Source organism: Streptomyces sp. NPDC052301 (assembly GCF_044593395.1).
In the GTDB taxonomy this organism is placed as follows: Bacteria; Actinomycetota; Actinomycetes; order Streptomycetales; family Streptomycetaceae; genus Streptomyces.
In genome coordinates this window covers 1-12,955 of sequence record NZ_JBIUBE010000009.1, presented here as the reverse complement: position 1 = coordinate 12,955, position 12,955 = coordinate 1, and the positions used below count along the sequence as shown (strand labels likewise).

Genomic DNA, 12,955 nt, shown 5'->3' with positions numbered 1-12,955 from the left:
GAGAGTGATCGCTAATTAGTTATCGATGACTAACTTCTGCGCCCATGAGAAAGGGCGGCGACACCCTTCTTCGCCCGCACTACTTCTCGAGACGGCCCTTGAGCCGGGCCGACGGGAAGAGCCCCTCCCACACCCGGTGCTCGGGCGGAAAGCCCATGGCCACCAGACAGTTGATGAGCATTCCGCACGCCATGAAGGTGGTCGTCTCGCCGATGTCCGCACCGAGCGGCCCATGGACGGTGTCCCACAGCCGCATCCAGCCGGCCCGCACGTGTTCACCGAACTCGCGGTCGCCCTCCTCCTCGGCGGCCTTCACGGCGACGTACATCTGCATCTGCATCATCAGCCGCTCGGGCCGCTCCGCGATGACCTTGGTGTACGCGTTCGCCATGGCGTGCAGGGCCTCTTCGCCCTGCAGCCCCTCACAGGCCTCCTCGAAGGTCCGGACGGTGTCCTCCATGCAGCGTTCGGACGCCGCCAGGAAGATCGCCTTCTTGCCCGGAAAGAGCCGGAAGAGGTACGGCTGCGACACCCCGACCCGCTTGGCGATCGCCTCCGTGGAGGTGCCGTGATAGCCGCCGCGCGCGAACTCGGCCGTCGCCGCGCGGATGACGCTCTCGCGTCGCTCCTCTGCGCTCATCCTGGGCATGCCGGTAAGTTAGTACTCAATCACTAACTTGGTCAAGAGGCTGCCCGGACACGCGTAAGGGGCGCCTCGTCGTGGAGGGCGCCCCTTACCCACGCGTCCCGGCTCGCCGTCAGGCCAGCCGTACGACCGCCCGGGACATGCCGAGCACCTTCTGGCCGGCGCAGGTCGCCGTCAGGTCCACGCGCACGGTGTTGTCGTCCAGCTTGGCCGTGACCTTGCCACTGACCTCGATCAGGGCACCCTGGTCGTCGTTCGGCACGACGACGGGCTTGGTGAAGCGGACTCCGTACTCCACGACCGCGCCCGGGTCACCGGTCCAGTCGGTGACCACGCGGATCGCCTCGGCCATGGTGAACATGCCGTGCGCGATGACGTCCGGCAGGCCCACCTCCTTGGCGAACTTCTCGTTCCAGTGGATCGGGTTGAAGTCACCGGAGGCGCCCGCGTACCGCACGAGCGTGGCCCGGGTCACCGGGAAGTTCTGCGCCGGCAGTTCGGTGCCGACTTCGACGTCGTCGTACGCGATCTTCGCCGTCATCAGGTCCTCACGCCTCCTCGGCCGCGCGGGCCACGAGCTTGGTCCAGGCGGTCACGACGTGCTCGCCGGCCTCGTCGTGCACCTCACCGCGGATGTCCAGGATGTCGTTGCCCGCCATGGACTTGATCGCCTCGATGGTGGAGGTGACCGTGAGGCGGTCGCCGGCGCGCACCGGGCGGCTGTAGGCGAATTTCTGGTCGCCGTGCACCACGCGGCTGTAGTCCAGACCGAGCTGCGGGTCCTCGACGACCTGTCCGGCGGCCCGGAAGGTGATGGAGAACACGAACGTCGGCGGAGCGATCACGTCGGGGTGACCGAATTCCTTGGCGGCCTGCGGGTCCGTGTACACCGGGTTGGCCTCGCCCACCGCCTCGGCGAACTCGCGGATCTTCTCCCGGCCCACCTCATAGGGGGCGGTGGGCGGATAGGTCCGTCCCACGAAGGACTGATCGAGCGCCATGGCCCGGCACCTCCTGATGTCTGCTGTGGTGGCCCCAAATTAGCCGGTCACCGACCGGTGAAACGCCGCGAGGCCGCCCCCTCGGAAGGGGACGGCCTCGTGTACGAGCCTGTTTATCGCGTCTCGCGGTGCGCGGTGTGCGCGTTGCAACGCGGGCAGTGCTTCTTCATCTCAAGACGGTCCGGGTTGTTACGCCGGTTCTTCTTGGTGATGTAGTTCCGCTCCTTGCACTCCACGCAGGCCAGCGTGATCTTCGGGCGGACGTCGGTGGCAGCCACGTGAGTGCTCCTAAGACGAACGGATGGACTTGATTTAACGCAAGAAAGAGTAGCCGATCGAAGGACCGACCCCACAATCGGCTACTGTGAGTAGCGGTGACCGGACTTGAACCGGTGACACAGCGATTATGAGCCGCTTGCTCTACCGACTGAGCTACACCGCTTTGATGAGATCAGCCCCCGCCTTGCGACGGGAACCTCTCACACCAGAGCCCCAAAACGGAATCGAACCGTTGACCTTCTCCTTACCATGGAGACGCTCTGCCGACTGAGCTATTGGGGCGAGCGATGAAGACATTACACGGTCCGCCGCCGTTCACCCAAATCCGTATCCGGCCGCCGGTCACCCCCCGCATCGCGACGCCCTCCGCAGCCCCTTGAGCCCCAGCGTGCGCGGGGTTTGCCCCACGGGGTCCGACGTGCCGGGTACGGCTCTGCCCGGCCCGGGGCGAGGCGCCCCACGCACGCGTGGGGGGCGATGAGTGACGCATGGGCGGTTGTGCGGTGCGGCACCGGCGGACGTGCGCAGGCCCGCGCGTGGGCCGTCCGCGTACGGCCTGGGGCGGACCACGCCGGTACGACTATTGCGCCCCTACGCGTCCCGCGCGGCTCGTCACCCTAGGCTCGACTCGCTCTGCGTGATCTTGGGGCGCGCACGCCCCGAAGCCCTCGCGCCGGGCCGCCCCGAGCCCCCGGCCCCGAACCTGGAGCGCGATGCCCGACAGCCAGCCGCAACCCCACCAGCCGTCGAACTCGTCGGGGTCCTCGGGCCAGTCCGACACGGCCGCCCTGCTGCTGTGCGGGGCACGGCTCACCGACGGCCGGAGGGTGGACGTACGGCTGGGCGGCGGGCGCATCGAGGCGGTGGGCACCGCCGGCAGTCTCACATCGGGCCCGGCCCGGACGAGCGTCACGCGGGTGGACCTGAGCGGCTATCTGCTCCTGCCGGCCCCGGCCGAACCGCACGCCCACAGCGACACCGCCCTGTCCGCCGAGCGCCCCGGCCCGGTGTCGTACGCGCCGGAGGACGTCCAGCGCCGGGCCACGGAGGCGGCCCTGCTGCAGCTCGGGCACGGGGCGACGGCGGTACGCGCGCACGTGCGCGTGAGCGACGTCCAGGGGCTCGGCGCGCTGGGTGCGGTGCTGCAGGCCCGGCGGTCGCTGCGGGGACTCGCGGAGCTGACCACGGTGGCGATGCCGCGGCTGCTGACCGGGGTGGCCGGGGCCGACGAGCTGGCGATGCTGCGGGACGCGATGAAGATGGGCGCCTGTGTGGTGGGCGGCTGTCCGGACCTGGACCCGGATCCCACGGGCTATGTGGAGGCGGTCCTGGAGGTGGCCTCCGAGCACGGCTGCCCGGTCGACCTGCACACGGATGCCGCCGACTCGGCCCGGTTGTCCCGGCTCGCGGCGATGGCGGGTGGCCTGCGCCCCGGCGTGGCGATCGGGCCGTGCGCCGGTCTTGCGCGCCTGCCCAGGGAAGCCGCCTCCCGCGTAGCGGACCAGCTCGCGGCGGCCGGAGTGACGGTGGTGTGCCTCCCCCAGGGCGGCTGCGGCGGCGCCGACCGGCGGGGCACGGCTCCGGTACGGCTCCTGCGCGCGGCCGGGGTGCGGGTGGCGGCCGGCAGCGGCGCCCTGCGTGACGTCTCCAACCCCGTGGGCCGCGGGGACCCCCTGGAGGCGGCCTACCTCCTCGCCTCCGCCCACGGGCTGCGCCCGGAGGACGCCTACGACGCCGTGAGCGGCTCGGCCCGCGCGGTCCTCGGTCTGCCGGAGGTCCGCGTGGAGGCGGGCTTCCCCGCGGAGCTCCTGGCCGTACGCGGCGACCACCTGTCCGGCGCCCTCTCCCTGGCCTACAGCCGCATCGTGGTGCACCGGGGCCGGGTGGTGGCCCGTACGAGCGCTGTCCGCGAGTACTGCAACTCGGCGGCGGCAGCGGAACTCGGACTGCCGCGGCAGGGGCGTGGGGAGCTGTCGTGAGGTGATGCGATGCTGCGGAGCGGGGCCGGGGCCCGGGGAGCGTGAGTGACGTCGGCGGGCGGCCTCGCCCCCCGGCCTCGGACGCCCACGACACCCAGCGCGTGTCCGAGGTGTGCGCGCTCCGCGGCCGGCGCGTACTCGTGCCGTATGCCCCGCCGCGCACCCGGGCCGCACGCTCGGCGTGCGCTCCCGGCGCGCTCCGGCCGCGCCGGTTGACTCGTGCGGCGGCTGCGTCTCTTCGGGCGTACGGTCGGATTCATGCGCATTGTCATCGCTGGTGGTCATGGTCAGATCGCGCTGCGGCTGGAGCGCCTGCTCGCCGCGCGCGGGGACGAGGTGGCGGGCATCATCCGCAAGGCCGAGCAGGGCGGCGATCTGCGGGCGGCCGGTGCCGAACCGGTCCTGCTCGACCTGGAGTCCGCCTCGGTGGAGGAGGTCGCGGCGCATCTGCAGGGCGCGGACGCGGCGGTGTTCGCGGCAGGCGCGGGCCCGGGCAGCGGAGCGGCCCGCAAGGAGACGGTGGACAAGGGCGCGGCGGTGCTGTTCGCGCACGCGGCTGTCCGCGCGCGCGTGCGCCGCTTCGTGGTCGTGTCCTCGATGGGCGCGGATCCTGCGCACCGGGGCGACGACGTCTTCGACGTGTACCTGCGCGCCAAGGGCGAGGCGGACGCGTACGTCACCCGGCAGGAGGCCCTGGACTGGACGATCCTGCGCCCGGGCTCGCTGACGGACGACGCGGGTACCGGCCTGGTCCGCCTGGAGGCGCACACCGGGCGCGGTTCGATCCCGCGGGCCGATGTGGCGGCCGTACTGGCGGAGTTGGTGGACACGTCCGCGACGGCGGGCCTGACCCTGGAGCTGATCAGCGGGTCGACGCCGGTGTCGGTCGCGGTGAAGTCCGTGGCCGGGAACTGAGGACGGCGCCCGTCCGTTGAACGGTCGCCTCCGCTGTCACCCCGTCAGTCCTTCACCCCCGCACGTACTGCGGGCCTCAGAACAGAGGGAGCTGCCCGGGAAAGTCCGGCACGGCGTACCCGTCCAACGACGGCTGGACCACCCCGAGTTGCGCCGGCTGGCGGGACCCGGCGCAGGAGACGAGGTCCCCGTTCTCCCGCGCGCCCGGTGGGTCGTGGCGCGCGAAGCGGCCCGCGACGACGGCGATGTCGCGGCGGCACACGGGGCAGGTTCTGCGTCGGGAGGACATGCCGTCAGTCTGCCCCCCGGCAGGGCGGGCACGACACCGTGCTCAGGTGCGGGTCTCCGCCTCCCAGCGGTCGGGTCCCACCCCGCGCCAGTCGATCAGCGGCGAGTCGGCCACCTGCTCCGGCTCGATCTCCAGCCCGGCCCGGCGCAGGAACTCCACCAGGTCCCGCACGTTGTGCGCCAGGCCGAGGATCTCGCCGTCCACCCGGACCCGGCGACCGCCGGTCGGGGAGGGCAGGTGCACGATGATGGGGCGTTTCCCGGCCATGGCTCCAGCATCGTCCGGACCGCCCGGAACCGCACCCGGGCCGGTCATTCGAGAATCCCCAGAACGGTGTCCGGGCGGCACAGCGGGCATGGTGTGATGCCTCCTTCGGTGAGCGCTTGTACGGCTTGCTCCCTGCCGGCTCCCCGCGCACGGGAGCCGGCACCGGTGCAGCCGCCGACATGGACGTAGACCGCTCCGCGGCCGTTCAGAGCGCGCTCGATCAGCCAGTCCGGGGCGGCCTGCCGGGCGGCGAGGCGGCGTTGCCGTTCCGCCTCCCGGCGCTCTTCGTCCGCGATCCACCGGTCCATCAGCGCGAGCTGCCGGGCAGCCTGATGTTCGACGACGCGGCGGGCGAAGCGCAGCATGTCGAGACGCGTCAGCGGACGGTCATCGTTCACATGTTCGATTCTAGTGAACGCGGCCAGAAGTGCGACCATCGGGAGCGGGTCAGACGATCGGGAGCCGATCAGACCGCCGCCCCGCCGAGGTGAAGCGCGCTCGGTGTCGCTTCCTGAGCGGCCCCCGCTCGCGTCGGCAGGATTTCCGTCCGGCTCCGAGGCGCGAGATTCTGGTACTCCGACGCGCACCGGCGAACAATTGCGCGCCGGTGCGCATCTCAGCGTCGTAGACCAACCTCATGCTCATACGCCCCCAGCGCGACCGCACCGTCGCGACTTCCCGAAGGAGGCCGGGCGATGAATCTTCCGTCGCACCGTGACCGCAGAAGCGCGACGCCACCGCCGCGGGTTCCCGGCCGGGCCAGGACCACACGAAGGCTGAGCGCGGCCGCCGCCGTGGCGGCGATGCTCCTGGCGGGCTGTGGCACAGGCACTCCGAAGGCGTCCCCGCACTCCAGCGGCACCGGCGTGTCCCTCGCCCCGACCACCGCGCCGTCCCACTCCCCTTCGTCCTTCACCCCCGACCTCACCACCACCCATGCCGCCACCACCGCCACCGCCACCGCCACCGCCACCGCGTGCACCAACAGCACGAAGCTGGCCGGGTGGTCGAACCGCCGGCTGGCCATGCTGACCATCGCCGTCCCGGTGTCGGAGACCTCGGTGTCCGACGTCACGTCCGAGGTGAGCGCCGGCGCGGGCGGTGTGCTGCTGTTCGGCAGCAAGGCGCCGTCCGACCTCGGGTCACGGCTGACCACGCTGAAGTCTCACGTACCCGGTCACCTGGGCCTGCTGGTGATGACCGACGAGGAGGGCGGTGGCATCCAGCGCATGGCGAACCTCGTCGGGTCCCTGCCCTGGGCCGCGTACATGGGGACGCACTGGACCCCGGCCCAGATCCAGCAGAACGTCACCAAGGTCGCCGCCAGGATGGCGGCCGCCCAGGTCAACATGGACCTCGCGCCGGTGGTCGACGTCGACGGCCGGAACGTGGCCCCCAGTCACACCAACCCCGACGGATGGCGATCCTTCAGCGGCAGCACCTCGGTGGTATCCAAGGACGGTGTCGCGTACATGAACGGGTTGCGCGCCGGACATGTGATCCCCGTCGTCAAGCACTTCCCGGGCCTCGGCGGCTCCACCTACAACTCCGACTTCGGCCCGGCCCGCACGCTGCCCTGGTCGACCCTGCAGAAGGTGGCCATCCCGCCGTTCACAGCGGCGATCAAGGCCGGTGCCCCGGCCATCATGGTCTCGAACAACATCGTGCCGGGCCTGGCCGGCAATCCGGCGAGCCTGTCACCCACCGTCATCAGCTCCGAGCTGCGCGGCAAGCTGGGCTTCAAGGGGCTGGTGGTCACCGACTCGCTGAGCGCCAAGGCGATCTCCGCCGCCGGCTACAGCGTCCCCGCCGCCGCCGTCCAGGCCCTGCGCTCCGGCGCCGACATGGTCATGTTCGACCTGAGGGGCAACATCAGCGCGCAGACGTCGTCGATCGCCACGGCGATCACCAACGCGGTGTCCGGCGGACACCTCAGCCGCAGCCGCCTCGTCGACGCGGCGGGCCACGTCCTGGCCGTCCGGCACGTGAACCTCTGCTCCTGAGCGCCGACGGTGCTTTCGAGACCGCCTCCCGGCAGGGCCGCAGACACCCCTGCGAAGACGGCGAGGCGGTCCCGGGTGTGAGACTCGGTCCGTGTTCGTCCAGCTTCTGGCGGCCACGGGTGTGCTCGCCGTCCTGACCATGGTTCCCGGTCCCGACATGGCGGTGGTGACGAAACGAGCCATCGCCTCCGGCCGACAGGACGGCCTGCGCGCGGTCGGCGGCATCACGGCGGGACTGCTCATCTGGCGGCATCACGGCGGGACTGTTCGTCTGGGGTGTGCTCACCGTGGTCGGCCTGGCCGCCGTCCTGGCGGCGTCCGCCGCCCCGCCCGGGGCTGACCACGTCCCCGCGCGAGCGGTCGGCCGGCTGGAGGGGTATACCGACGGCCTGCCGATGTGGCAGGACGCGCCCGGCCGGTACTACTACACGCTTGCCTTCGTCCTCGACGACGCCGGTCCCTTCCGTCTCACCGGAGACGACCACCGAGGCGTCCTCCACCAGGCCGGAGCCGTGATGCAGCCGGACCGCGCCGTCATTCGTGGAGTGGGGCTACCGCGGCCCCGAGATACCGCTGCACGCCAGAATCTGCAGCACCTCGAGCCACCGCTGCCTCACAGACGCCGACTGATCCGACTCGCCGCGGGCAAACATTGCCGGCTCGCCCGGGCCGGACACCCCCCGCCTGCCCTGATCACCCCCGACGGCACCGCCCGCCTCGTCGACCTGCCTTCTGGCGCACCGCTCGGCATCGGCGGCATCACTTACACGACCACCGAGATCCCCGTCGCTCCCGGGACCGGCCTCGTCCTCTACACCGACGGACTCGTCGAAGCGCGAGAGTACGACCTCGATGAGCGCCTGGAGGAGCTCACCTTCCTCCTCGCCGGTACCCACCCGTCCCTCGACGAGCTGGCCGACACCCTCATCGACCGCCTCGCCCCAACCCCCGCGCAGGACGACATCGCCCTCCTCATCGCCCGCGTCGGCACCTCGATCCCCCGGTGAACGCCCTGGCCGCAGCGGTGTACGACAGGACGGACCCAGGCAGCGAGGTGGGAGCCGAGGCGGTACGGGGTGCGACACGGTCACGCTTCGTCCACGGCGAATCGAACGGGGGCCGACAACGAGAAACCCCCTCTGATCAGGTATTTAGCCTGATCAGAGGGGGTTTCCCACCGTGTGGCGGCGCCAGGATTCGAACCTGGGAAGGTAGAACCGGCAGATTTACAGTCTGCTCCCTTTGGCCGCTCGGGCACACCGCCATGGTGTCTGCCAATCGAACCCGCTTTCGGCGGTGCTCCCTGGCAACGACGTAAACAATACCCGATGCACGGGGGTGCTTCGCCACCCGGTTGATCTCCACCCGTCGGGTCGCGGGGTGGCTAGGCTGTTCCGGATGGGCCTGGTCTTCCGCCGGGCCCGGCGGCCGTCGCCGCGCACGCCGGCACGCACCGATACGCACCCCGATACAAGGAGCCACAGGACATGGCCGACTCCAGTTTCGACATCGTCTCGAAGGTCGAGCGGCAGGAGGTCGACAACGCCCTCAACCAGGCCGCCAAGGAGATCTCGCAGCGCTACGACTTCAAGGGCGTGGGTGCCTCGATCTCGTGGTCCGGCGACAAGATCCTCATGGAGGCCAACTCCGAGGACCGGGTGAAGGCTGTGCTCGACGTCTTCCAGTCCAAGCTGATCAAGCGTGGCATCTCGCTGAAGGCGCTGGACACCGGCGAGCCCCAGCTCTCCGGCAAGGAGTACAAGATCTTCGCGTCGATCGAGGAGGGCATCTCCCAGGAGAACGCGAAGAAGGTGGCGAAGATCATCCGCGACGAGGGCCCGAAGGGCGTGAAGGCCCAGGTCCAGGGTGACGAGCTGCGGGTCAGCTCCAAGAGCCGCGACGACCTGCAGGCCGTGATCGCCCTGCTGAAGGGCAAGGACTTCGACTTCGCGCTGCAGTTCGTGAACTACCGGTAGGACACCGGCGGGAAGAGGGCAAGAAGGGTGGGCACCGGCCGGTGCCCACCCTTCTCGTTCTCGCTCAGTCGCGGGAGTTCCCGAACAGGATGCGGTAGAGGATCAGCAGCACCAGGGAGCCGCCGATGGCAGCGGCCCAGGTGGCGCCGTCGTAGAAGTGCTTGCTGATCGGGTGGTCCAGCCAGCGGGCCGAGATCCAGCCCCCGATGAACGCGCCCGCGATACCGATGAGGGTCGTACCGATGAAGCCGCCGGGGTCCCGTCCCGGCAGCAGAACCTTGGCGATGGCTCCGGCCAGCAGTCCCAGGATGATCCAACCGATGATGCTCATGCCGTGAACCTGCCCTTCCACGCTGTGTCCGCACTGTCCGGTCCCTGAGTTTTCGGTGCGGACCTGCTGTCCACGCGCGTGCGTGCATGTCGTGTCGTGTCTATGAAGAGGACGTCAGCGGCCCGGCAGCCGGTTGCCCTGGTCAGTAGGGTGCGGCACATGACACCTTCCGCCGCCGTCCTGAGACGCACCCTGGGGGTGCGGGACGCCGTGGTCGTCGGGCTCGGCTCGATGATCGGGGCCGGTGTCTTCTCCGCTCTGGGACCCGCCGCACGCGCGGCCGGCACCGGACTGCTGCCCGCCCTGGCCGTCGCGGCCGTGGTGGCCTACTGCAACGCCATGTCCTCCGCCCGTCTCGCCGCCCGCTACCCGGCCTCGGGCGGCACGTACGTGTACGGGCGGGAGCGGCTGGGCGCCTTCTGGGGGTATCTCGCGGGCTGGGCGTTCGTCGTCGGCAAGACGGCCTCCTGTGCGGCCATGGCGCTCACCGTGGGCGCGTACGTCTGGCCGGGGCAGGCGCACACCGTGGCGGTCGCCGCCGTGGTGGCCCTGACCGCCGTGAACTACGGCGGCATCCAGAAGTCGGCATGGCTGACGAGGGTGATCGTGGCGGTGGTCCTGGCCGTTCTGGCCGCCGTGGTCGTCGCGTGCCTCGCCTCGGGGCGGGCGGACGCGGGGCGGCTCGGCGTCGGACTTTCGTCGGGAGCCGGCGGGGTGCTGCAGGCGGCCGGGCTGCTGTTCTTCGCCTTCGCCGGGTACGCGCGGATCGCCACCCTCGGGGAGGAGGTACGAGACCCTGCGCGCACCATTCCGCGCGCGATCCCGCTGGCCCTGGGGATCACTCTTGCCGTGTACGCGTGCGTGGCCGTCGCGGTGCTCGGTGTCCTCGGTACGGGCCGGCTCGGGCACGCGACTGCGCCACTGGCCGACGCCGTGCGTGCGGCGGGGGTGCCGGGGCTCGTGCCCGTGGTGCGGGCGGGAGCGGCGGTGGCCGCGCTGGGGTCGCTGCTCGCGCTGATCCTCGGTGTGTCCCGTACGACGCTCGCCATGGCCCGGGACGGTCACCTGCCGGGCGGGCTGGCGGCCGTGCACCCTCGCTTCCACGTACCGCACCGGGCCGAGCTGGCCGTGGGCGCGGTGGTCGTCGTACTGGCCGCCACAGTGGACGTGCGCGGCGCAATCGGCTTCTCCTCGTTCGGCGTTCTGGCCTATTACGCCGTCGCCAACGCCTCGGCGTGGACGCTGAGTCCGGCCCCGCTGTCCCGCGTGGTCCCGGTGGTGGGCCTGCTGGGTTGCGCCGCGCTGGCATTCGCCCTGCCGACCGTCTCGGTGGCCGTCGGAGCGGGGGTGCTCGCGGTGGGTGTGGCCGCCTACGGCGCACGGCAGTGGTGGGCGGCCCGGCGGGCGGGTCGCCGCGAGGAGTGACGTACCGTCAGCGCGCGGGTATACCGACCGCATTCACGACGTCGACGAGCGCGAAAGGAATCACCGGGAGCCGACCGTGCCGAGCGGGAACGTCTCGGGACCTTCCCGGTCACGTCACAAGGGCTCTCTGTTTCCGCCCAGGCGCGTGATCAGCTGATACTGGTGGCAGCAGGCATGCCGACGGAGCGACCTGGAAAGGTACCGATCATGAAGGTGTTCAACCTGCTGCTCAATATCCTGTGGCTCGTCCTCTGCGGGCTCTGGATGGCGATCGGTTACCTGATCGCTGCCCTGATCTGCTTCGTCCTGATCATCACCATCCCCTTCGGCATCGCATCGCTGCGCATCGCCGGATTCGTCCTCTGGCCGTTCGGCCGCACCACTGTGGAGAGGCCGGAGGCCGGGGCCCCGTCGTGCGTCGGCAACGTCATCTGGGTGGTCTTCGCGGGATGGTGGCTGGCGCTGGCCCACCTGATCACCAGCATCCCTCTGTTCCTGTCGATCATCGGGATTCCCTTCGGCTGGGCGAACCTGAAGCTCATCCCCATCTCGCTCATGCCCCTTGGACGCGAGGTCGTGCCCACGGATGAGGCATTCGGCGGGCGCTGACTTCGATCCCGTCATCGGATCTGTTATCGGATGCTCTTACTGCCGACTCGCCTGGATGCGGACCTACTGGTGTCCGACAATGGGATCGTGTGATGGCCGCGCTTTCGTGAACCGATGGGCCGATCAGCCCACCCGCGGTGTTCATCCGACCGTTCGGCGCGGCCATGGTTCTCGCGCTCCGTCCGTGGTGCGGGACGACGGTTCGAAAGGTGCGGCCCATGAGTGCACAGCACAGCAAGCGCCTCTTCGCGGTGTCCGCCGTAGGTGTTCTGCTGGCCGGCGGTGCCGCGGTCGGTGCGGCGGGGACCGCTTCGGCGGCCACCACGGCTCACGTCACCTCGTACTATCCCCACTCGAGCCGCGGCTGCGACGAGGTCTGGGGGAACGGCGGTTGCGACACCTACGACGACCAGGGTTGGTTCGACCAGGGCGGCGACCGTGGTGACGGCTACGGTGACTACTGCCTCGTATTGCTCGGGCGAACGTCATCCAGACTCTCGACGACCATCACCGACGGCGCATGCGAAGGCGTAGGAACCTGAATGAGGATGGGCACATAGACCATTTCGCCGTGCCTGTACTCGGCCTTCCATGAATTTCGGTAGCACACGACAGCATTCGGATTGCCGCGAGTCGCATAGCACTGAGTTGCCGACTCCGTGGCCACGGTCTGCGGTTTCCGCGGCAAGGCACCCGATTCACCCGCTGCAGCGTTCCATGTGCCGAGCGCCATACAGGAGACGGCCGCTATCGCGAGGGTGCAACTCCACAGGACCGCTTTCTTCATTCTCATCACCTTGAAATCCGTGAGGGAGCTGCCGCCGGCGCACTGCAGGGCACACACATGACAGTCCGGCAGCCGGGAAACTTCGCACCACCCCGGCCGCCGGACCACCAAGTTCAGCCGTTGTTGTTATTGTTGTTGTTCGCGCCCCCGCCACCGTTGTTGTTGTTATTGTTGTTGTTCGCGCCCCCGCCACCGTTGTTGTTGTTATTGTTGTTGTTCGCGCCCCCGCCACCGTTGTTGTTGTTATTGTTGTTGTTCGCGCCCCCGCCACCGTTGTTGTTGTTATTGTTGTTGTTCGCGCCCCCGCCACCGTTGTTGTTGTTATTGTTGTTGTTCGCGCCCCCGCCACCGTTGTTGTTGTTATTGTTGTTGTTCGCGCCCCCGCCACCGTTGTTGTTGTTATTGTTGTTGTTCGCGCCCCCGCCACCGTTGTTGTTGTTATTGTTGT

17 protein-coding genes and 3 tRNA genes are annotated in these 12,955 nt (G+C 69.8%); 9 read left to right on the top strand and 11 right to left on the bottom strand.

What is annotated here, in order from left to right; all coding sequences use genetic code 11:
• Nucleotides 1–79: 79 nt before the first annotated feature.
• The 6 genes from ACIHEJ_RS25045 to ACIHEJ_RS25020 form a co-directional block, all read right to left on the bottom strand.
• Entirely contained in the window at nt 80–649 is a 570-nt protein-coding gene (locus tag ACIHEJ_RS25045; protein WP_400138894.1) for a TetR/AcrR family transcriptional regulator, read from the bottom strand.
• A gap of 109 nt (nt 650–758) precedes the next feature.
• Nucleotides 759–1,187: a MaoC family dehydratase gene (locus tag ACIHEJ_RS25040; RefSeq protein WP_400138893.1), complete on the bottom strand. Its 429-nt coding sequence runs from the start codon at nt 1,185–1,187 to the stop codon at nt 759–761.
• A 7-nt stretch (nt 1,188–1,194) separates the two neighbouring features.
• Complete coding sequence (locus ACIHEJ_RS25035; RefSeq protein WP_366014856.1) at nt 1,195–1,647, bottom strand: MaoC family dehydratase N-terminal domain-containing protein; 453 nt, start codon at nt 1,645–1,647, stop codon at nt 1,195–1,197.
• Nucleotides 1,648–1,760: 113 nt separating this feature from the next.
• Nucleotides 1,761–1,925 carry a 50S ribosomal protein L33 gene (gene rpmG, locus ACIHEJ_RS25030; protein WP_003948671.1) on the bottom strand — a complete coding sequence of 55 codons (165 nt, stop codon included), beginning with the start codon at nt 1,923–1,925 and terminating at the stop codon, nt 1,761–1,763.
• Between the two features lie 91 nt (nt 1,926–2,016).
• Nucleotides 2,017–2,089, bottom strand: a tRNA-Met gene (locus ACIHEJ_RS25025).
• Between the two features lie 46 nt (nt 2,090–2,135).
• Nucleotides 2,136–2,208 (bottom strand) — tRNA-Thr (locus ACIHEJ_RS25020).
• 431 nt (nt 2,209–2,639) lie between these two features.
• On the opposite strand from ACIHEJ_RS25020, the gene ACIHEJ_RS25015 reads away from it, so the two are divergent.
• Both ACIHEJ_RS25015 and ACIHEJ_RS25010 read left to right on the top strand, forming a co-directional pair.
• Nucleotides 2,640–3,905, top strand: coding sequence for an amidohydrolase family protein (locus ACIHEJ_RS25015; protein WP_400138892.1), 1,266 nt, complete (start codon nt 2,640–2,642; stop codon nt 3,903–3,905).
• 258 nt (nt 3,906–4,163) lie between these two features.
• Nucleotides 4,164–4,820: an NAD(P)H-binding protein gene (locus ACIHEJ_RS25010; RefSeq protein WP_400138891.1), complete on the top strand. Its 657-nt coding sequence runs from the start codon at nt 4,164–4,166 to the stop codon at nt 4,818–4,820.
• Between the two features lie 76 nt (nt 4,821–4,896).
• Here ACIHEJ_RS25010 and ACIHEJ_RS25005 read toward each other — a convergent pair whose 3' ends face one another.
• From ACIHEJ_RS25005 to ACIHEJ_RS24995, 3 genes are read right to left on the bottom strand one after another with little or no spacing between them, the layout of a single operon-like run.
• On the bottom strand, nt 4,897–5,109 hold the full coding sequence (locus ACIHEJ_RS25005) for a hypothetical protein (protein WP_400138890.1): 213 nt from the start codon (nt 5,107–5,109) through the stop codon (nt 4,897–4,899).
• 42 nt (nt 5,110–5,151) lie between these two features.
• Nucleotides 5,152–5,376, bottom strand: a complete 225-nt coding sequence (locus tag ACIHEJ_RS25000) for a hypothetical protein (RefSeq protein WP_356940795.1) — start codon at nt 5,374–5,376, stop codon at nt 5,152–5,154.
• A gap of 44 nt (nt 5,377–5,420) precedes the next feature.
• Nucleotides 5,421–5,813 carry a DUF6233 domain-containing protein gene (locus ACIHEJ_RS24995; protein WP_400138889.1) on the bottom strand — a complete coding sequence of 131 codons (393 nt, stop codon included), beginning with the start codon at nt 5,811–5,813 and terminating at the stop codon, nt 5,421–5,423.
• Nucleotides 5,814–6,071: 258 nt separating this feature from the next.
• On the opposite strand from ACIHEJ_RS24995, the gene ACIHEJ_RS24990 reads away from it, so the two are divergent.
• Nucleotides 6,072–7,379 carry a glycoside hydrolase family 3 N-terminal domain-containing protein gene (locus ACIHEJ_RS24990; RefSeq protein WP_400138888.1) on the top strand — a complete coding sequence of 436 codons (1,308 nt, stop codon included), beginning with the start codon at nt 6,072–6,074 and terminating at the stop codon, nt 7,377–7,379.
• Nucleotides 7,380–7,657: 278 nt separating this feature from the next.
• Nucleotides 7,658–8,386, top strand: coding sequence for a PP2C family protein-serine/threonine phosphatase (locus tag ACIHEJ_RS24985; protein WP_400138887.1), 729 nt, complete (start codon nt 7,658–7,660; stop codon nt 8,384–8,386).
• A gap of 175 nt (nt 8,387–8,561) precedes the next feature.
• Here ACIHEJ_RS24985 and ACIHEJ_RS24980 read toward each other — a convergent pair.
• Nucleotides 8,562–8,643: transfer RNA gene (locus tag ACIHEJ_RS24980), tRNA-Tyr, on the bottom strand.
• 223 nt (nt 8,644–8,866) lie between these two features.
• On the opposite strand from ACIHEJ_RS24980, the gene ACIHEJ_RS24975 reads away from it, so the two are divergent.
• A complete protein-coding gene (locus tag ACIHEJ_RS24975) occupies nt 8,867–9,355 on the top strand; it encodes a YajQ family cyclic di-GMP-binding protein (RefSeq protein ID WP_400138886.1) in 489 nt (162 codons plus the stop codon).
• Nucleotides 9,356–9,419: 64 nt separating this feature from the next.
• On the opposite strand, the gene ACIHEJ_RS24970 is transcribed toward ACIHEJ_RS24975, so the two are convergent.
• Complete coding sequence (locus ACIHEJ_RS24970) at nt 9,420–9,686, bottom strand: GlsB/YeaQ/YmgE family stress response membrane protein (RefSeq protein WP_400138885.1); 267 nt, start codon at nt 9,684–9,686, stop codon at nt 9,420–9,422.
• A gap of 159 nt (nt 9,687–9,845) precedes the next feature.
• Here ACIHEJ_RS24970 and ACIHEJ_RS24965 point away from each other — a divergent pair, with 159 nt between their 5' ends.
• From ACIHEJ_RS24965 to ACIHEJ_RS24950, 4 genes are all read left to right on the top strand, one after another.
• Entirely contained in the window at nt 9,846–11,111 is a 1,266-nt protein-coding gene (locus ACIHEJ_RS24965) for an APC family permease (RefSeq protein WP_400138884.1), read from the top strand.
• 207 nt (nt 11,112–11,318) lie between these two features.
• Nucleotides 11,319–11,720: a YccF domain-containing protein gene (locus ACIHEJ_RS24960; RefSeq protein ID WP_400138883.1), complete on the top strand. Its 402-nt coding sequence runs from the start codon at nt 11,319–11,321 to the stop codon at nt 11,718–11,720.
• Between the two features lie 218 nt (nt 11,721–11,938).
• Nucleotides 11,939–12,262, top strand: a complete 324-nt coding sequence (locus ACIHEJ_RS24955) for a hypothetical protein (protein ID WP_400138882.1) — start codon at nt 11,939–11,941, stop codon at nt 12,260–12,262.
• A gap of 302 nt (nt 12,263–12,564) precedes the next feature.
• Nucleotides 12,565–12,955 (top strand): hypothetical protein (locus ACIHEJ_RS24950; protein ID WP_400138881.1); only part of this gene is annotated, 391 nt, incomplete at its 3' end.